This is a genomic window from Paraburkholderia sediminicola, assembly GCF_046027825.1.
In the GTDB taxonomy this organism is placed as follows: domain Bacteria; phylum Pseudomonadota; class Gammaproteobacteria; order Burkholderiales; family Burkholderiaceae; genus Paraburkholderia; species Paraburkholderia sediminicola_D.
This window is the reverse complement of sequence record NZ_JAQQDU010000045.1, coordinates 20,180-38,466: the sequence shown is the minus strand read 5'-3', so window position 1 is coordinate 38,466 and position 18,287 is coordinate 20,180. Positions and strand designations below refer to the sequence as shown.

The 18,287-nt window shown below is 61.9% G+C and carries 14 protein-coding genes and 1 tRNA gene; 4 read left to right on the top strand and 11 right to left on the bottom strand.

Annotation, left to right across the window (positions count from 1 at the left end; genetic code table 11):
* Positions 1–12 precede the first annotated feature (12 nt).
* The gene (locus tag PQQ96_RS23480) at positions 13–1,314 is read right to left on the bottom strand and encodes an amidohydrolase family protein (protein ID WP_408297122.1); all 1,302 of its coding nucleotides are present in this window, start codon (positions 1,312–1,314) and stop codon (positions 13–15) included.
* A 233-nt stretch (positions 1,315–1,547) separates the two neighbouring features.
* Between PQQ96_RS23480 and PQQ96_RS23475 the strand changes: the two genes are divergently transcribed.
* Complete coding sequence (locus tag PQQ96_RS23475) at positions 1,548–2,246, top strand: aspartate/glutamate racemase family protein (RefSeq protein ID WP_408297120.1); 699 nt, start codon at positions 1,548–1,550, stop codon at positions 2,244–2,246.
* A 119-nt stretch (positions 2,247–2,365) separates the two neighbouring features.
* Here the strand turns inward: PQQ96_RS23475 and PQQ96_RS23470 are convergent.
* Positions 2,366–2,442 (bottom strand) — tRNA-Met (locus tag PQQ96_RS23470).
* Between the two features lie 115 nt (positions 2,443–2,557).
* Positions 2,558–2,845: a hypothetical protein gene (locus PQQ96_RS23465; protein ID WP_074282905.1), complete on the bottom strand. Its 288-nt coding sequence runs from the start codon at positions 2,843–2,845 to the stop codon at positions 2,558–2,560.
* A gap of 254 nt (positions 2,846–3,099) precedes the next feature.
* Here PQQ96_RS23465 and xth point away from each other — a divergent pair, with 254 nt between their 5' ends.
* A complete protein-coding gene (gene xth, locus PQQ96_RS23460; protein WP_408297117.1) occupies positions 3,100–3,876 on the top strand; it encodes an exodeoxyribonuclease III in 777 nt (258 codons plus the stop codon).
* 103 nt (positions 3,877–3,979) lie between these two features.
* On the opposite strand, the gene PQQ96_RS23455 is transcribed toward xth, so the two are convergent.
* The 4 genes from PQQ96_RS23455 to glnA all read right to left on the bottom strand — a co-directional run bounded on the left by PQQ96_RS23455 (position 3,980) and on the right by glnA (position 10,774).
* Positions 3,980–6,181 (bottom strand): prolyl oligopeptidase family serine peptidase, encoded by a 2,202-nt coding sequence (locus tag PQQ96_RS23455; protein ID WP_408297115.1) that lies wholly within the window; start codon positions 6,179–6,181, stop codon positions 3,980–3,982.
* Between the two features lie 256 nt (positions 6,182–6,437).
* Positions 6,438–7,955 (bottom strand): nitrogen regulation protein NR(I), encoded by a 1,518-nt coding sequence (gene ntrC / locus PQQ96_RS23450; protein ID WP_408297113.1) that lies wholly within the window; start codon positions 7,953–7,955, stop codon positions 6,438–6,440.
* 35 nt (positions 7,956–7,990) lie between these two features.
* Entirely contained in the window at positions 7,991–9,133 is a 1,143-nt protein-coding gene (glnL, locus tag PQQ96_RS23445; protein ID WP_408297111.1) for a nitrogen regulation protein NR(II), read from the bottom strand.
* Positions 9,134–9,358: 225 nt separating this feature from the next.
* Entirely contained in the window at positions 9,359–10,774 is a 1,416-nt protein-coding gene (glnA, locus tag PQQ96_RS23440) for a type I glutamate--ammonia ligase (protein WP_105506871.1), read from the bottom strand.
* A 439-nt stretch (positions 10,775–11,213) separates the two neighbouring features.
* Between glnA and PQQ96_RS23435 the strand changes: the two genes are divergently transcribed.
* The gene (locus PQQ96_RS23435; protein WP_408297108.1) at positions 11,214–11,678 is read left to right on the top strand and encodes a rhodanese-like domain-containing protein; all 465 of its coding nucleotides are present in this window, start codon (positions 11,214–11,216) and stop codon (positions 11,676–11,678) included.
* A 390-nt stretch (positions 11,679–12,068) separates the two neighbouring features.
* Here the strand turns inward: PQQ96_RS23435 and PQQ96_RS23430 are convergent, their stop codons facing one another.
* The 4 genes from PQQ96_RS23430 to PQQ96_RS23415 form a co-directional block, all read right to left on the bottom strand.
* Positions 12,069–12,899, bottom strand: a complete 831-nt coding sequence (locus PQQ96_RS23430) for a competence/damage-inducible protein A (RefSeq protein ID WP_408297106.1) — start codon at positions 12,897–12,899, stop codon at positions 12,069–12,071.
* Between the two features lie 28 nt (positions 12,900–12,927).
* Positions 12,928–13,758, bottom strand: a complete 831-nt coding sequence (locus tag PQQ96_RS23425) for an EI24 domain-containing protein (protein ID WP_408297104.1) — start codon at positions 13,756–13,758, stop codon at positions 12,928–12,930.
* Between the two features lie 147 nt (positions 13,759–13,905).
* Positions 13,906–14,904, bottom strand: a complete 999-nt coding sequence (locus PQQ96_RS23420) for a sterol desaturase family protein (RefSeq protein ID WP_408297102.1) — start codon at positions 14,902–14,904, stop codon at positions 13,906–13,908.
* A gap of 46 nt (positions 14,905–14,950) precedes the next feature.
* Positions 14,951–15,970, bottom strand: a complete 1,020-nt coding sequence (locus tag PQQ96_RS23415) for a YVTN family beta-propeller repeat protein (RefSeq protein ID WP_408297100.1) — start codon at positions 15,968–15,970, stop codon at positions 14,951–14,953.
* A 596-nt stretch (positions 15,971–16,566) separates the two neighbouring features.
* Here PQQ96_RS23415 and PQQ96_RS23410 point away from each other — a divergent pair.
* A complete protein-coding gene (locus tag PQQ96_RS23410; protein ID WP_408297098.1) occupies positions 16,567–18,051 on the top strand; it encodes a YadA-like family protein in 1,485 nt (494 codons plus the stop codon).
* Positions 18,052–18,287: the final 236 nt, after the last annotated feature.

Genomic DNA, 18,287 nt, shown 5'->3' with positions numbered 1-18,287 from the left:
TGTGCGCTGCGGCTAACTGCGATGCAGTTTGAAATCCACCTGCACGGGACGCCCTTCCAGCGACAACGCAGCGCGCGCAGCAGGCGCACGGCTCACCACCTTGCCGCGGCTCACCACCGCTAGCCGCGCGGCGCGCAAGCGGATCGCTTCGACCGGATCGCGTGCGTCGAGCAGCACGAGATTGGCGGCACTTCCCGGCGCGATGCCGTAGCCTTCCAGACCGAGAATACGCGCGGCATTCACCGTGACCGCGTCGAAGCACGCATGCATGCCGTCGACGCCTGTCATCTGCGCAACATGCAAGCCCATGTGCGCAACTTCGAGCATGTCGCCCGAGCCGAGGCTATACCACGGGTCCATCACGCAATCGTGACCGAACGCGACGTTGATGCCCGCCGCCATCATCTCCGGTACGCGTGTCATGCCGCGCCGTTTCGGATAGGTGTCGCTGCGGCCTTGCAGCGTGATGTTGATCAGCGGATTGGCGATTGCCGCGACGCCCGACTCGCGCATCAGCGGCAAGAGCTTGCTGACGTAGTAGTTGTCCATCGAATGCATCGAGGTCAGATGAGAACCGGTGACGCGCCCATGCAAGCCAAGCCGGTGCGTTTCGGCCGCGAGCGTTTCGATATGGCGCGACATCGGATCGTCCGATTCGTCGCAATGCATGTCGACGCGCAAGCCCTGCTCCGCCGCGAACTCGCACAGCATGCGCACGGACTGCGCACCGTCGGCCATCGTGCGTTCGAAATGCGGAATCCCGCCGACCACGTCGACGCCCATCGCAATCGCACGCTTGAGATTGTCGAATGCGCCGGCGCTGCGCAAGACGCCGTCCTGGGGAAACGCGACCAGTTGCAGATCGAGATACGGTGCGACGCGGCGCTTCACTTCAACCAGCGCCTCGACCGCGAGCAAGCGCGGATCGCACACATCCACGTGGCTGCGAATCGCCAGCAGACCGCGCGCGACGGCCCAGTCGCAATACTGCAGCGCGCGCTCGATCAGCGCCTCCTGGGTGAGGTGCGGCTTCAGTTCGCCCCACAGCGCGATGCCTTCCAGCAAAGTGCCCGACGCGTTCACGCGGGGTAGACCGTACGACAGCGTCGCGTCCATGTGGAAATGCGGATCGACGAATGGCGGCGTGACGAGCGAACCGGCAGCATCGATTTCTTCGCGCGCGCTCGCGGCCAGATTCGGTTCGACGGCGACGATGCGGCCCGCTTCGATGCCGATGTCGATCGGCTGCTTGTGTTGCTTCTGCTGTGATGTCGCGCTCGGCGGCAGCATCGCGCGGCGGATGATCAGATCCATGGTTCGCTCCCTGTTGACCGCTCTTTGACTGGTTACGATTCTATCGGTGTCAGAAAGTGCGTGGCTGCGTTTTAACAATACGCCGTACCGGTGGGCAGAGGGGAATCCGTACCGGCTACGGGCAATGACGCCCGCCTATACTCGGTTTTCCACACGTTCGACGTCTGGCGTTAGGCTTCGGCCTTCTCCGTCGACGCACAACGGCCCACATCATCCACCCACGGAGCAAGATTATGAAAACCATCGGCGTGATCGGCGGCATGAGTTGGGAATCGTCCGCCGAGTACTACACGCTCATGAACCGCCACGCCAAGGCGCGCCTCGGCGGCCATCACAACGCCCGCAGCCTGATGGTGACGGTCGACTTCGCGTCGATCGAGGCCAACCAGCGCGCGGGCGACTGGACCGCGCTCGGCAAACAGATGGCCGACGCCGCACGTCAACTCGAACGCGGCGGCGCCGATCTGGTGATACTGGCGACCAATACGATGCACCGCGTGTGTGAATCGATCGAGCAGGCGATCGACGTGCCCTTCCTGCACATCGCCGATCCGACCGGTAGCGCGCTGCGCGCCGCAGGCATCACGCGGGTGGGTTTGCTGGGTACACGCTACACGATGGAGCAGACGTTCTACACGGGGCGCTTACGCGAGCGCTACGAGCTCGAGACGCTGGTTCCTGATGAAGCCGAACGCGCGAATGTGCACCGCATCATCTACGACGAGCTGTGCCACGGCAAAGTCAATGACGCCTCGCGTGCGGTGTATCAACGCGTGATCGAAAACCTGGCTGCGCGTGGTGCGCAGGCAGTGATTCTCGGCTGCACGGAAATCACCTTGCTGATCAAACCGGAAGATTCGGCGTTACGCGTGTTCGATACGGCGGCGTTGCATGCGCAAGCTGCAGTGGAATGGGCGATCGGGTTGGACTGAATGCAGGACTGAAGGCAAGCGCGTGTGGTCCGTGCTCGCGTGTGGCCCGTGCATGAAACAGGACGCGCCAGAAGTTAAAAAGCCCGCTTAGCTTGCGCTAGCGGGCTTTCAACAAAACTTGGTTGCGGGGGTAGGATTTGAACCTACGACCTTCGGGTTATGAGCCCGACGAGCTGCCAGACTGCTCCACCCCGCGTCAGAGAAAAAGAGTATATCGGGCCGTTCGCGAAACGTCAAACAATCGGATGAAATAATTTCAAATGAGGTGTGCGGCGCGTATCCGCTGCTCATTCAGCAAGTAGCCAGGGGACTCAGAGATCCTCGACCGTCGAGCCTTCGACTTTGCCGTCGATGATGTCCGCGCCGTACTGACTCGCGCTGCGTTTCGCGACGCCGAAATCGGAGAACGTGGACGGCAGCACGAGACGAAATACGCGGCTTGCCTTCGAGCCGCTGATCGCGCCCGGCCGGCAGACGCGTACCGCAACGTCGTAGCCTTCGGCATGACGCTTGTGACCGTCGAACTTGTCGAACTGCCGCGAAAACACCAGCGGATGCACTTCGAAGTCCTTATAAAGGGCAGGATAAAGTTGGGCCATGATGAATCCCCGATGCGCGTCAATGTGATCCCACTATACGCTGCGGCATGGCGGGATCGGGCTTTTATTTTTCCCGGCCGTCGAGGCATTTTTCGCCGTCGCGCGTCTCGCGCGATAAGATGCGGGACTATTGGAATTGACCCGATCCTGCCAATCCGAATTCGGGTCGCCAGAAGGGCAGCTAACGCAAAATAAAGCAGGAACGCGGGGCCAGTGCCCCACAAAGCCTTGCCCAGCAAGAATGTGAGAAATTCATGAAAATCGCCACCTGGAACGTCAACTCCCTCAAAGTCCGCCTGCAGCACGTCATCGACTGGCTCGAAACCAGTCAAACGGATGTGCTGTGCCTGCAGGAACTGAAGCTGACCGACGACAAATTCCCCCGCGCCGAACTCGAAGAGAAAGGCTACCGGAGCTGGTTCGCGGGCCAGAAGACCTATAACGGCGTCGGCATCCTGGTGCGCGACGGCCTGAACGTCGACGAAAGCAGCATCGTGCGCAATATCCCCGGTTTTGAGGACCCGCAGCAACGCGTGATCGCCGCGACCGTCGAGGGCGTGCGCATCATCTCCGCTTACTTCCCGAACGGTCAGGCGCCCGGCACCGACAAATTCGCCTACAAGCTGCGCTGGCTCGCCGCGCTGCACGACTGGATCGCGAGCGAAATGGCGCTGTATCCGAAGCTCGCGCTGCTCGGCGACTACAACATCGCGCCGGACGATCGCGACGTGCACGATCCGAAAGCGTGGGAAGGCCAGAATCTGGTGTCGCCCGAAGAGCGCGGCGAGTTCGTGCGGCTGATCGAACTCGGTCTCGTCGACGCGTTCCGCCAGTTCGAGCAGCCGGAAAAGATCTACTCGTGGTGGGACTACCGGATGATGGCGTTCCGCCGCAATGCGGGGCTGCGTATCGACCACATTCTGCTGTCGAAAGCGCTGGCCGACGCGTGCGCGTCCTGCGATGTCGACAAGGTGCCGCGCAAGTGGGAGCAGCCGTCGGACCACGCACCGGTCGTCGCGCAGATCGGCTGAACGGCGCCGCAAGCGAGGCCTCGAACAGGGCTTCGCCGGGCGCTTAAGCGAATACGCTAAACGAGTCTTTCAGCGGGACGGCAGTCAGCTTCGTTTCAAAGGCCTACGCCGGCCCACTCAGGCAGCGCGACAAGAACTCGAACACCATCGCGTCATGCCCGGCCTGCTCCAGCTCATCGGAGCCGCCGTGGCCCCCTTCCGTGTTCTCCCGATACCAGACCCTTTCCGCACCCAGCGCCTGCATCCGCGCGGCCATCTTGCGCGCGTGTCCGGGGTGCACACGGTCGTCGGCTGTCGACGTTGTGAACAGCACGGGCGGATAGGCCACGTCTCCACTGACGCGGTGATACGGCGAGTAAGCCGCCAGCACGCGTGCTTCGTCGGGTTCGTCCGGATCGCCGTATTCATCGATCCATGACGCGCCCGCGTGCAGCAGGTGATAGCGGCTCATGTCGAGCAGCGGCACCTCGCAGACCACGGCGCCAAACAGCTCGGGCCGCTGCACCATGCACGCCGCGACCAGCAGGCCGCCATTACTGCCGCCCTGAATGCCGAGTTGCGCTGCGCTGGTCACGCCCGTGCTGATGAGTGCTTCCGCCACCGCGATGAAATCGTCGAACGCGCGCTGCCGATGCTCGCCCTGCGCCGCCGTATGCCACTGCGTGCCGAACTCGCCGCCGCCGCGAATATGCGCGACTACGTACACGCCACCTCGCTCCAGCCAGCCGATGCCCTGTCCGGTGAGATAACTCGGCAGCAACGGAATTGCAAAGCCGCCATAACCGTTGAGCAGGCATGGGCGCGCTTGCTCATTGGTTTGCTCTCGCGTCGGTTGCGCCTTCTGACCTTGCACAGCGTTTTGTGCCACCCGAGGTCCGATCACCGCGTATGGTACCCGCGTGCCGTCCGCGGACACCGCGTGCCCATGCGTCACTGCGAACGGCGTCGCATCGAACTGAGTCGGCCAGCGATCGAGCAACTCCCAATGGGTCAGGTCGTCGTGGGCAAGATCGGTGAGCCAGTATGCAGGCGGCTGCAAATAATCGTCGGTGTCGACAAACACTTCGTCGTTCAACGTCGGCTCGACGGGTGAGACGTCGGCCTGCACACCGTCGCGCGACGGAAAGACGCGTTGATGCCAATGCCAGGTCTGATCGGCCGCTTGCGACGGGATCCACAGCGAGGTCTTGCTCTGCACATCGTCCAGGTACGACACGATCAGATGATTGCGCGTGTGTGTCCACTCGCAGGCGGAGGTTTGCGACGTCGGCGTGAAAAGCGGCACCACGTCACGCTCGCCACGCAAGAACGCGTCTTCGCGAACCGCCAGCAACGCGCCGCCCGGATAGCGCACACCATTGCAGTCCCAATCGAGGCGCGGCTCGAGCAGCAGCCAGCCCTGCCAGCCGCCGACCGCGACGTGCGACGGCACGTCGAACTGCCGCCAGGCAGCGGCACCAATGGCACCGTTGGCACCATTAGCAGCACTGGCCACCTCGGCTGCATTCGCACCTTCCGCAGTGCCCTTGGCGCCATCGAGGTAGTACGTATGCGAATCGAAGAAATCGACGCTGCTCACCACGGTGTGGCGCTGCTCGATCGGATCGTAGTGGGCCTCCACGCCGATGTCGCCGAACGCGCCTTTGAAGACCACCGGCGCGTCGGCCAGCGCACTGCCCCGCGTCCAGCGCCGCACTTCGCGCGGATAGCCGGAGCGCGTCAGCGTCTTGCGGCCGTTGTCCCAGCCGACATAGAGCGTATCCCGGTCGATCCACGAAGCCGTGTGCTTGCCGGCCTTCGCGATCACAAAACCATCGTCAACGAACCGTTGCGCGTCGATATCGAACTCGCGTACCACCAGCGCGTCCGAGCCGCCCGGCGACAGCGTGATCAGCGCGCGGTCGCCGTCCGGATAAAGAATGTCGAGTTCGACACAGACCCATGGCGTGCCTTCGGCCGCACCGAGCGCGTCGAAATCGAGCAGGTTTTGCCAGACGGGCGCACCACTGCGCCAGGCCGCCCACGTCGTACGCCGCCAGATGCCTTTGGGATTGCGTTCGTCCTGCCACAGATCGTAGGCCCAGTCCTTCCAGCGATCGGGGATGACCGGACGCTCGCGCGGCAGATAAGCGTCGGCAAGCCGCTGTTTGAGCGACTCGAATGCCGCGTTGCTGCACCATGCGGCGCGCGTGCGGGCGTTCTGCCCTTCGACCCACGCAAGCGCGTCAGGGTCGTCTAGCGCTTCGAGCGACAGAAAGGGATCGGGGGAAAGCGGCCAGGAGAAAGGAGCGGGAGAAGCGGGCATCGTCAGCTGTCGAATGAAAACAGCGTTGATTATGCCTTGCGGGAGCCCGAGGGCCGTTGATGCGCCGTGCCGGAGTGGCTGAACGTGCCGGTGAAGGCGCAGCCGACGGGGCGGTTTATGGGGCTGTCCAGGACGCGGCCTGACGACCGGCCTAATAAGTGCTCCACGCGACAACTCTGGCGGGGCAGCCTGATGGGTGTCCCAAACGACAACTGCCGGGGCGGCTGGCAAGCCGCCCCGGCAGACCCTGTAACGTTCAGGGCTCGAGGTTGAGTTCCTGAATCTTGCGCGTAATCGTATTGCGGCCAATGCCGAGGCGCTCCGCCGCCTCCACCTTGCGTCCTCGCGTGAAATCCAGCGCCTCGCGAATCACCGCCGCTTCGAAACGGCGCGCGAGTTCATCCATGACGTCGGCTGCATTCTCGCGCAGCATCCGCGCGACTTCAGTGCGCAAGCCACCCTCCCAGGCGCTGACGGTCGACGCGACCGGCAGGCCGGCAACGGTACCCGGATGCGGGGCCGCGCTAGCGCCGTTGATCGGCGCACCACTGGCGAGGCCTCCGTCACCCGTGCCGATCACGCCACTGCCACCGCCCGCGAGATCAGTCACGCCGGCTTGCGCGGGACCCAGATCGGGCGGCAAGTCCTTGATCTCGATGGTCTGCGCCGGCGCCATCACCGTCAGCCAGTTGGCAAGATTCTCCAGTTGGCGCACATTGCCTGGAAACGGCAGCGAGGCCAGATACGCGAGTGCATCTTCGGACACGCGTTTCGACTCCACACCCAGATCGCGCGCACTCTTTTGCAGGAAGTGGCGCGTGAGCAGCGGAATGTCTTCGCTGCGCTCGCGCAAGGCCGGCAGGCGCAAGCGGATCACATTGAGCCGGTGATACAAGTCCTCGCGGAACAGGCCCTGACGCACGCGCGATTCGAGGTTCTGGTGCGTCGCCGCGATCACGCGCACGTTGGCGCGCAACGGATTGTGCCCGCCGACGCGATAGAACTGCCCGTCTGAGAGCACACGCAACAGACGTGTCTGCAAATCGAACGGCATGTCGCCGATTTCATCGAGAAACAGCGTGCCGTTCTCAGCCTGCTCGAAGCGCCCCTGACGCATGGCCTGCGCGCCGGTGAACGCACCGCGCTCGTGACCGAACAGTTCGGATTCCAGCAGATCCTTCGGAATCGCCGCCGTGTTCAGCGCGATGAAGGGACCGTTCGCGCGTGGGCTATGTCGGTGCAAGGCGCGCGCAACCAGTTCCTTACCGGTGCCTGATTCGCCGGTAATGAGCACGGTGGCCGAAGAATGCGACAGCCTGCCGATCGCGCGAAACATGTCCTGCATCGCCGGCGCCTGACCGAGCATTTCCGGCGCTTCGGCGACGCGGTCGTCCCACGTCTGTTCGCCGCGCATGCTCTCGTCCACCGCGCGGCGGATCAACTCGACCGCCTTGTCGACGTCGAACGGTTTGGCGAGGTATTCGAACGCGCCGCCCTGGAATGCGGCGACCGCGCTGTCCAGGTCCGAGAACGCCGTCATGATGATGACGGGCAAGCCCGGCACTTTGTCACGGACGGTTTGCAGCAATTCGAGGCCGGAGCCGCCAGGCATCCGGATGTCGGACACCAGCACCTGCGGGCTGTCATGATCGAGCGCCGCGGAAGCCTCGCGCACGTTCGCGAAGCTGCGTGTCGCGAAGTTTTCGCGAGCGAGCGCTTTTTCGAGCACCCAGCGAATCGATTGATCGTCGTCTACTATCCAGATCGGCTTCATATAGGTCGGTCAGAAGTCTTGATAAGCTTGTGGTGTTAGCAGTCGAGCGGCAGCAGAATCTGAAACTCGGTGTGGCCCGGCCGGCTGTCCACCTCGATCAGTCCGTCGTGTTGTTGCACGAAGGTCTGCGCGAGCGTCAAACCGAGACCGCTGCCGTCCTCGCGCCCCGACACGAGCGGATAGAAAATGCGGTCACGGATTTCCTCGGGAATGCCTGGGCCGTTGTCAGTGATATGCAAGTCCAGTGCCAGCTTACATAAGCGTTTCGACACAGTGATCTTGCGCGCAATGCGAGTACGCAATTCGATGCGCGCGTCGCCTTGCGAGATACGTTCACGCAGTGCTTCCGCAGCATTACGCACGATGTTCAGCAGCGCCTGGATCAGTTGCTCCTTGTCGCCGCGGAGGTCCGGCACGCTCACGTCGTAATCGCGCTCGATCGTGAGTCCGCGCGGAAACTCCGCGAGAATCACCTGACGCACGCGCTCGCACACCTCGTGAATATTCACGTCGCCGACGATATGCGGATGACGGTGCGGCTCCAGCAAGCGATCGACCAGCGTTTGCAGCCGGTCCGATTCCTTGATGATGACCTGCGTGTACTCGCGCAACTCGTCACGCTGACGCTCGCCGAGTTCGAACTCGAGCAGTTGCGCCGCGCCGCGAATCCCGCCGAGCGGGTTCTTGATCTCGTGCGCGAGATTACGGATCAGTTGTTTGTTGACGGCCGTGAGGTCGTTGATGCGCTCCTCACGGTCAGAGCGCAAATGCCGCTCGTTCTCGAACAGTTCGAGCAGCACATAGTCCGGCACGCTCTCCAGAAAACCGACGATCGCATGCACATGCAGCGGCTCGTGGCCCGGTCGCTCGAGTACGGCGTCCAGATGTGTCGCGTGAAAACGGTGGGCAGCGATCGCGGAGATGGTCGCAACCAGTTCATCGGCATTCGAGAAGATGTCCTGCCAGGCCATCTGCGTCAGTTGCTTGCGCGACAGCTCAAGCATCGATTCAGCCGACGGGTTCGCAAACACCACACGCAGCGTGCGCTTGTCGAGCACCAGCACGACCGTCGGCAATGCCTCGAAGCCCGGCAGCAAGCCGGAACTCACGAGCTGAGCGTTGTCCGAGAGCGTCTGCTCGTGCCCTTTCCTTGCCTTCATCAGATTCTTCAGAACCATCTTGCAGTCTGGCCGATAGGAGATGGTGATAAATCAGGTGTACCGCTTATGGTCCAACTTACTCAACTTACTGTCCTGCTTCTTTGCCCCCCACACCGCACAACACGTTGCGAGTGGACACATTCGCGTCTAACAAAAAAGGGACGGCGCCGCCGTCCCTTCGTGACCGATCGCGAGCGTCGGGCAAAGCGCTTCGCCGTTTGAAGGGCGAAGCGCCATTGCCGCTTACAGCGAGTAGTACATTTCGAATTCGATCGGGTGCACCGACTGACGATAGCGTTGCAGCTCGCCCGTCTTCAGTTCGATGTACGCGTCGAGCATCGAATCCGTGAACACGCCACCGCGCGTCAGGAACTCGCGGTCTGCATCGAGTGCGTCCAGCGCCTGGTCGAGGCCGGCACACACGGTCGGGATCTTTGCATCCTCTTCCGGCGGCAGGTCGTACAGGTTCTTGTCGGCAGCTTCGCCCGGGTGAATCTTGTTCTGCACGCCGTCCAGACCCGCCATCATCAGCGCGGAGAAGCACAGGTACGGATTCGCCATCGGATCCGGGAAACGCGTTTCGATACGGCGGCCCTTCGGGTTCGACACGTGCGGAATGCGGATCGACGCCGAACGGTTGCGAGCCGAGTAAGCCAGCTTCACCGGTGCTTCGAAGTGCGGCACGAGGCGCTTGTACGAGTTCGTCGACGGGTTCGTGATCGCGTTCAGCGCGCGAGCATGCTTGATGATGCCGCCGATGTAGAACAGCGCGAATTCCGACAGACCTGCGTAACCGTTGCCTGCGAACAGGTTCGTGCCGTCTTTCCAGATCGACTGGTGAACGTGCATGCCCGAACCGTTATCGCCAACCACCGGCTTCGGCATGAACGTTGCCGTCTTGCCGTACGTGTGCGCGACGTTGTGAATGATGTACTTCATCTGCTGCAGCCAGTCGGCGCGTTGCACCAGCGTCGAGAACTTCGTGCCGATTTCGTTCTGGCCCTGGCCCGCGACTTCGTGGTGATGCACTTCGACCGGGATGCCGATCTGTTCGAGCAACAGACACATTTCCGAACGGATGTCCTGGAACGTGTCGACCGGAGCGACCGGGAAGTAGCCGCCCTTCGTGCCCGGACGGTGACCGGTGTTGCCGCCTTCGAAGTCCATCGACGACGACCACGGTGCTTCTTCCGAACCGATCTTGACGAACGTACCCGACTGGTCCGTGCCCCACTTGATCGAGTCGAAAATGAAGAATTCCGGTTCCGGACCGAAGAAGGCCGTGTCGCCGAGGCCCGTGCTCTTCAGGTACGCTTCAGCGCGCTTGGCGAGCGAACGCGGGTCGCGCTCGTAGCCCTTGCCGTCAGCCGGTTCGACGACGTCGCAAGTCAAGACGAGGGTCGACTCTTCGTAGAACGGGTCGATGAAGGCGGTGTTCGCGTCCGGAATCAGCAACATGTCCGAAGCTTCAATACCCTTCCAGCCGGCAATCGACGAACCGTCAAACGCATGGCCGCTTTCGAACTTGTCTTCATCGAATGCCGACACCGGCACCGAAACGTGTTGCTCTTTGCCGCGCGTGTCGGTGAAACGGAAGTCGACAAACTTGACGTCTTCGTCTTTGACGAGTTGAACGACGTCGGCCACGGATTTACTCATAACCTATCTCCTGATTAACGAATTCGGCGGATTCAGCCGCCGCCCAATCTAGCTGACCCGCTCCGGCACGTCCACCCCTGGATCGTTGAGGGTGAACATAAAGACCTGCTGGAACAAATCGATCGGCACCAATAAAGCAGCTTCTGTGCCATGTATGCGCCAACCCGGCGCAAAACCACACTGCGCGCGCGTTTGCAGGGAATGAGCGCACCGAACAGCATGCAGCCCCGAAATCTTTGCGCCGCATAACGCACCGAGTTAGTGCATCCGCAAAATAGGTAACGGGAGACATCTCTATTTTGGTGCATTTATGGAAATATGCACCACTATTGAGCGTCCCTCCCTTTACTTCGTGTGGACCGGGCACCGCCTCTGACCCGCATGCGCACTGCACGCAGCGCGCTAGAATGATCATTTGGTCCGAAAGAGGTTTGCGCTCATGAGCACGCTCGAACAGTTGTACGCCCAGGCGGACAAGCGCCGCACCGAGAACCAGTTGCCCTATGCAGGCGCAATATCGCCCGCCGAGGCGTTCGAACTGCTGCAACTCGATCCGCGCACGCGTCTCGTCGACGTGCGCACCCGCGCCGAACTCGATTGGGTCGGCCGCCCGGTTATCGGCGACGGGCAATACGTGCATGTGGAATGGACGCGCTATCCGGGCGCCGTGCCGAACCAGGAATTCCTTCAGCAACTGAGCCAGGCTGCCTCGCCCGATACGCCGGTGCTGTTTTTGTGCCGCAGCGCCGCGCGCTCGAAACTCGCCGCGATCGCCGCCACCCAGGCGGGCTACCCCAAGGCGTACGACCTGCTGGAAGGCTTCGAAGGCGATAAGGACGGCCAAGGGCATCGGAAGACGGTGTCGGGCTGGTGCTTTCGCGGGTTGCCTTGGATCGGCGCCTGATTGCTGGCGGCTTACCTGCCTGAGCGGTTGCCCGCTCAGTTGCTCAGTTGCTCAGTTGCTCAGTTGCTCAGTTGCTCAGTTGCTCAGTTGCTGCTGGCCGCTTCAGCGGCACCTGCGTGCGCGTAACGCCCGCGGCGCGGTACAACGAATCGCGTTCGCCAGCAGCGCGTGCAAGCCGACGCGAGTGGACACGCGATGTCCCTCCGCAGGTTAGACGGGTCGATTAAATGCATCGTCGGCGCTGCATGTGACAGGCCGATGATGCGTTGACTCTTAACTTTTAGGTCAGACACGGGCGCAAGCGCGCCCGAACAAAGACTGGCGTATGCGGCGACGAAACCCCGGCTCGACCAGAGCTCAATGGCCGCTCAATCACGGCTCAATCATCGCTTAAGCGCGCGGTTTAGCCGCAGCCGCCTCCGGCTCGACGATATCGCCGCCCAGCAGGTGCACCCCTTCGCGCAGCTTCACGAAGGCCGCCGCCACCGCTTCCGGTTCGCCCTTCACACCCAGATCGATGTGATGCCGCGCATACACGCCGCCGCGCTCCGCATCGCCGACGCTCGGCAGGCTGAACACCCGTACGCCCGGAAAATCGTGTTCGATCTTTTCCATCAATGGCGTCACGCGCGATTCCGGCAGCTCGAAGACCAGCAATGACTTCTCCGCGTGCGGCGTTGCATGATGCAGATGTGCATACTGGGTATCAAGCACCCACTCGATCATCGGCCACGCCATCACCGGGAAGCCCGGCACAAAGTGGTGATGTCTGATCGAGAAGCCCGGGATCTTGTTGTAGCCGTTTGGAATGATCGATGCACCCTGCGGATACGTGCCCATATTCAGGCGATGCCGGTTCTCAGGCGAATTCAGATCGAGCGGCGTAGCCGCGTTCGCCGGATACATATCGCGAATGCGCTCCTGAATCAGCTTCGCAGCCTCCGGATGCAACTCGAGCGGCACGCCGAGCGCCGCTGCCGCGCACTGGCGGGTGTGATCGTCCGGCGTGGCGCCAATGCCACCCGTGGAAAACACGATGTCGCCCGACGCGAACGTGCGTCGCAGCGCTGCCGTGATGCGCTCCGGCTCGTCGCCGATGTATTCCGCCCAGCCGAGCGACAGCCCGCGCGCGCCCAGCAACTCGATGACCTTCGGCAGATGTTTGTCGATACGCCTGCCCGACAGGATTTCGTCGCCGATGATGATGACGCCAAATGCCATTGCCGCCTCTTTTGCCTAGTCAGTAATATCAGTAGGGAACCGGCGCCGCGTTCCGCGGGCCGTGCTCTTCCGCACGCATGCGCTGCAGCGCGCGCAAACAGTAATAGCCGAACCACAGCGCCGAAAACACAAGGATGAACGCGTAGATCCAGATCGTCACCGCGGTGATCACCGGGAACAGCACGATCAGCCACACCGACGACGCCCACAGCAGCGTCGGCAGCGACCCCAACAGTCCGCTGGCGATGCCGATCAACAACAGCGGCAACCGGAAGCGCTTCACCAGCGCGCGCCGCTCGTCACGCGTGGCATGCAGCGCGAGTGCGTCGTAACTCATTACGCGATACGTCAGCCAGCCCCACAGGAGCGGCGGAATCAGCGCAAAAAACGGCGGCACCAGCCAGAGCGGCAACGTGACGATCAGCAGCACGAGACAGACCAGCGTGGTCCACAACGCCTGACCGAGGCTACCGTACCACGTTCCGCCCCGGCGCATTTCAAGGCTGGCAAACTGCCGTGCAGAGAGAAAGCGGATCACTGCCGGCATCGACAAGGTGGCGATTAACAGCAACACCGTGACGACGATCAACGGAATCGCCATCGCGATCACAATGAACGGCGCGATCGCCGCGTGCAGCGCCGAAAAACCGAGCCAGTCGAACAGACGATAAAGCGTGACCGTGAACGACCAGCTTTCGAGCCACGTGCGGGTCGTGCCAATCAGCGTCTGCCAGGAAAACCACAGGATCACGCCCCACCCGACCGTTGCCGCCAGAAACGGCAGGAAGGTCAGCCAGAGCATGCGCGGGTGGAGCGCGCTTGCGAGCGCGCGCCCAAACGAGCGCAACAGATCATTCATGCGAGCCAGTGCCGGTGAACGAAACGATGGAAAAAGGAGAAAAGCGCGACACCCAGGCCGCGAGGCCCGGGTCGCACACGCAAACGTGAACAGGATAAACCACGTGACGCGCCGCCGGGAAAACCGACGGCGTGGGAAGAAGAATGCTCAAACTGAGGCGGCGTCGCTGCCTTCGGTGCGACGCTTAGGCGTTAGCCGCCCGGCGATGCGCACGAAGGCGAGCCAGTGCTGCGCCCAGAAACCGTCACCGTAGCGCCGGCCTTCGAGTTGGTCGCGGATGCCGGTCGGCTCCATTTCGCGGCTCCACGACACGCTGCCGAACAGCATGTCCCACCACGGGAACAGCACGCCGAAATTGCAACCGTACTTCAGGCCTTCGTGGCCATAGCCGATCGCATGGTGACGGCGATGGAAAGTCGGACTGACCAGCAGCCGCTCGCCGAGCCAGCCGAAGTACAGCCGGATGTTCGCGTGCTGCACGCTCTGCGCCAGGTTCGTGATCGCCACCAGCACGACGAATTGCGACGGCGGTACGCCGATCACCAGCGCGATCACCGCGAAGAACGACGCTTGCAGCAAATCGTCGAGCAGATGGTTACGATCGTCGGACCACAGCGACATCTGTTGCTGGCTGTGATGCACGGCGTGCAATTCCCACCACACGCCAATCCGATGTTCCCAGCGGTGGTACCAGTACCCGGCAAAATCGAGTACCAGCAGATACATCACGAACGTGACGAGCGGCTGCGTGGTGACGCCCGGCCACAGATTGTCGAAATCGATATTCGAGATGTTGTGCAGCCGCAGCCAGGCCTGCACGTTGTCGAAGAACGGCTGGAGCGCGAAAAAGAAGAACAGGTTGAGGATGCCGAGCTTGGCGATCCACGTGTAAATCACGTCGACCCGAACCGCCTTGCGGTTTTCCCACTGCTCCACCGGACGGAGCGCCTCGAGCGGGCGCAGGATCGCGTACATCGCCAGCACCTCGAAGACGCCCACAATCACCCAATACAGCGCGTCGTAGGTATCTTCGTCGTAGCCCATCAGATCGAAGCGGAACAGCAAAGGCTGCACCACGTCGACGTACAGCAGCGTCTGCACGGCTGAGACGAAGCTGTCGAGGGAAGAAAAAATCAGATGGAACATGGTGCTGCCCGGTTACTTCATGCCTGACGGTTTGCTCATGACAGCTTCAAGCGCCGTTCGACGCCGTGACCGGCGCGCGATTGAAGAAATAGATACCGTGCGGCGAACGGCCGACGGCAATCGTCTGGATCAGCTTACGCGTGTTCAGGTCGATGATGCCGACGTGCTTCGCGAAGCGGAAAGTCACCCACAGATAGCGCTTGTCGGCGGACAGTTCCATGTCGTCCGGCCCCGGCATCAAACCGGTGATATCGCCGACATTGGTGAGCGTGTCTTCGTCGATGATGCTGATTGTGCTCGCGACGCGGTTCGATACCGCCACGTGCTTGCCATCAGCCAGCGAGCGGAAGTTGTGCGCGCCCTTGCCTGTCTGGATCGTCTTGACGATTTTCTGGTTGCGCCAGTCGACCACCGCGACGTAATCCGCCCCGGTCATGCCGATCAGCAGGTACTTCTCGCCCGGCGTCATCCACAGGCCGGCCGGCACCTTGCCGACCTTCATCTTCCACTTAACGGTTTGCGTGGCCAGATCGATCGCGGCCAGTTCGCCCGAAACCTGCAGCGTGACGAAAACTGTCTTGCTGTCATTGGTGAACGCCATGTGGCTCGGCATCACTGCGAGCGGCAGTCGCGAGGCCAGCGTCATCTGGTTCTTCTGGCTGTCGTAATGATAGATGTCGAGGCGGTCCAGGCGAAGCCCGGTGGTGACGAGCCACTTGCGGTCGGGCGAAAAACCGATCTGGTACGGGTCCTCGATGTTCTCGACCCAGCGCTGAACCTGACCCGTCTTCGGATCGACGAACATCAGGTTGTTCGACACCGAGTTGGCGACGATCAGCGACGAGTTGTCCGGCGTGGCCATCAGGTGGTGCGGTTCCTTACCTGTCGGCACCGTGCCGACGACCTGGTGGGTGGTCTCGTCAATCAGGCTAAGCGTAGCTTCGCCGGAATTGAGCACGATCACATTATTGGCGTGGGCCGCCGGAGAAAAAAAACCTGCGGCGGTGACCAGCGCTGCACTTGCGGCGAACGTGGCGGTCCAGCCGGGAAGAAGAAATTTACGCATGAAAACTCACTTCGGAGAACAACCGGCATTGTAGAACGTTTGCTATGACCCGCGGTTGACGTGGATGCGGGTGCGACAAAAGGAAACTGAGGAAGCGCGGCGGCGATCTGCGCGACTTCTGTCAGGAGGTTCCAGCTTATTAACGGTGCAATGCCGGCTTCATGTAGGAAAACTTGAATCAGTTCATTATTCCCCACAACAGCACGATTTATTACATCATTATATTGTCACCCGGAACATAAGACAAAACAAGATCATTCTTTATTTAAATACACTTAAAAAACACTTACTGAAAATTAATTACGTAAAATATTTATTTTCAACGAATTAAGAATTTGCTTATTCCGCCTCCTCCCCACCAGGACTGACAATCCCGCCGATCATCGCCCATGCACTTAATCCTGTGGATTTAAGCGCGTGACACCGGCGATTCGGACGCGCGAAAAATCAGCAGGACAGAAAACGGACGACACGGACACACCGCGGCCTATATGTCATTATTTTGTGCGCGACACATTAGGGCGATGACGCCTTATCCGAATCACCGTGCTTTCGCGCGCTTGCCACGCATGTAATACCGCGGAGTTTCTGAAATAATGAACAAGATTTACAAATCGGTTTGGTGTGAAGCGACGGGCACGTGGGTCGCTACGTCGGAAACGGCTCGGGCGAAGACGAAGCGGGGCTCGGCAACGAAGTTGGTGATTGCGCAGGCGATGCTGGCAGGGGCAGCGCTGATGGGCACGGCGTCGGCGGCTTATGCGGCGGGTGCTGATGAATATTTTGACGCCAAAGCGCTCACTCCGGGTACAGATCGCAACGCAAACGCGGCCCAGTCAGGCGCTGTCGCAGCTGGCACGTCGTCATTGGCCAGCCGCGCGAATAGCGTCGCAGTCGGTATCAAAGCGACGGCAAACGGCGACGATTCAGTCGCCATCGGTGCCAATTCCGTTGCCGGCTACGATCCGCTCTCCTTGACCGATCCGGGTTACACCGGCGCTACCGCCATCGGCGCAGGCGCACAAGCCGTCGCCCAAAGCGCCACGGCGATCGGCAACCTCGCCATCGCCAGCGCCTCCGGTTCCGTGGCACTCGGCCAAGGCTCCATCGCCGATCGCGAAAACACCGTATCGGTCGGCTCAGCCGGAGCGGAACGCCAGATCACCAACGTCGCCGCTGGCGTGCAAGGCACCGACGCCGTCAACGTCGACCAGTTGAACGCGGTCGCCAGCCAGGGCGCAGCCACCGCCGCCAAGCTCGACGGCGCCGTCATGTACGACACCAACGCCGACGGCAGCGTCAACAAGAACAGCGTCACGCTTGGCGATGCAGCCAGCGGCGGCACGGTCATCCACAACGTCGCCGACGGCGTGGACGCCAGCGACGCTGTCAACCTCGGTCAGTTGAACGCGGCAATCGGCAACGCGGTCCAGAACATCACCGTGAATCCGAACGTGCCGTTCTTCAGCGCCGACGGCAACACCGACACGGAAGGTGCACAGGCCTCGGGCACGCATTCGGTCGCCGTGGGCGCCAACGCCAACGCCACCGGCACGAACGCAATCGCCATGGGCGCGAACTCGGTCGCCGGCGGCAACAACGCCACCGCGCTCGGCGCTTCGGCGAATGCTAGCGCCGACAATTCGGTCGCACTGGGCCAGGGTTCAGTCGCCGATCGGGCGAATACGGTATCGGTCGGCGCAGCAGGTCAGGAGCGTCAGATCACCAACGTCGCAGCAGGCGTGCAAGGTACGGACGCGGTCAACGTCAATCAGTTGCAGCAGAGCGTAAGCGGCGCGGTTGGTCAGGCAAACAGCTACACGGACGACCAGATCCGCTCCGCGCGCCGCGATTCGTATGGCGGCACGGCGTCAGCGCTGGCGGCTGCCGGCCTGCCGCAAGCGGTCTTGCCGGGTCACGGCATGGTGGCGATTGCGGGTGGCACGTATGGCGGCCAGTCGGCCATGGCCATCGGCGTGTCGCAGTTGTCGGAGACCGGCAAGTGGGTCTACAAGGTGCAAGGCACGAGTGATTCGCGCGGCCAGTTTGGCGCGTCGGTTGGCGCGGGCATGCACTGGTAAAACTTAGGCAAGAAGCGTGACCGGCTCGATCTGGGCCCGTCACGCCGAAGTCAACAGCGTTGCTGTACTGGCAGCGAGCAGGTGCGGGTCCGAAAGGGCTCGCGCCCTTTGCGCGTGATATCACTCTCAAAAGGAGCGGTGTCGCGCGTTTTTTTATACGCGCTGCAAAGGCGTTGCAGCCCACAGTCCGAGTCGCGCAGATGGAGCGTGCACCTCTGCGATGCCCCCGCCCCACC

Bases quoted from the DNA above. Each gene is read 5' to 3' on its own strand.
- PQQ96_RS23475 (WP_408297120.1), top strand. From the start codon at position 1,548: ATGAAAACCATCGGCGTGATCGGCGGCATGAGTTGGGAATCGTCCGCC.
- PQQ96_RS23430 (WP_408297106.1), bottom strand. From the start codon at position 12,899: ATGGCATTTGGCGTCATCATCATCGGCGACGAAATCCTGTCGGGCAGG.
- PQQ96_RS23465 (WP_074282905.1), bottom strand. From the start codon at position 2,845: ATGGCCCAACTTTATCCTGCCCTTTATAAGGACTTCGAAGTGCATCCG.
- PQQ96_RS23480 (WP_408297122.1), bottom strand. From the start codon at position 1,314: ATGGATCTGATCATCCGCCGCGCGATGCTGCCGCCGAGCGCGACATCA.
- glnL (WP_408297111.1), bottom strand. From the start codon at position 9,133: ATGGTTCTGAAGAATCTGATGAAGGCAAGGAAAGGGCACGAGCAGACG.
- glnA (WP_105506871.1), bottom strand. From the start codon at position 10,774: ATGAGTAAATCCGTGGCCGACGTCGTTCAACTCGTCAAAGACGAAGAC.
- PQQ96_RS23410 (WP_408297098.1), top strand. From the start codon at position 16,567: ATGAACAAGATTTACAAATCGGTTTGGTGTGAAGCGACGGGCACGTGG.
- ntrC (WP_408297113.1), bottom strand. From the start codon at position 7,955: ATGAAGCCGATCTGGATAGTAGACGACGATCAATCGATTCGCTGGGTG.
- PQQ96_RS23435 (WP_408297108.1), top strand. From the start codon at position 11,214: ATGAGCACGCTCGAACAGTTGTACGCCCAGGCGGACAAGCGCCGCACC.
- PQQ96_RS23455 (WP_408297115.1), bottom strand. From the start codon at position 6,181: ATGCCCGCTTCTCCCGCTCCTTTCTCCTGGCCGCTTTCCCCCGATCCC.
- PQQ96_RS23420 (WP_408297102.1), bottom strand. From the start codon at position 14,904: ATGTTCCATCTGATTTTTTCTTCCCTCGACAGCTTCGTCTCAGCCGTG.
- PQQ96_RS23415 (WP_408297100.1), bottom strand. From the start codon at position 15,970: ATGCGTAAATTTCTTCTTCCCGGCTGGACCGCCACGTTCGCCGCAAGT.
- PQQ96_RS23425 (WP_408297104.1), bottom strand. From the start codon at position 13,758: ATGAATGATCTGTTGCGCTCGTTTGGGCGCGCGCTCGCAAGCGCGCTC.
- xth (WP_408297117.1), top strand. From the start codon at position 3,100: ATGAAAATCGCCACCTGGAACGTCAACTCCCTCAAAGTCCGCCTGCAG.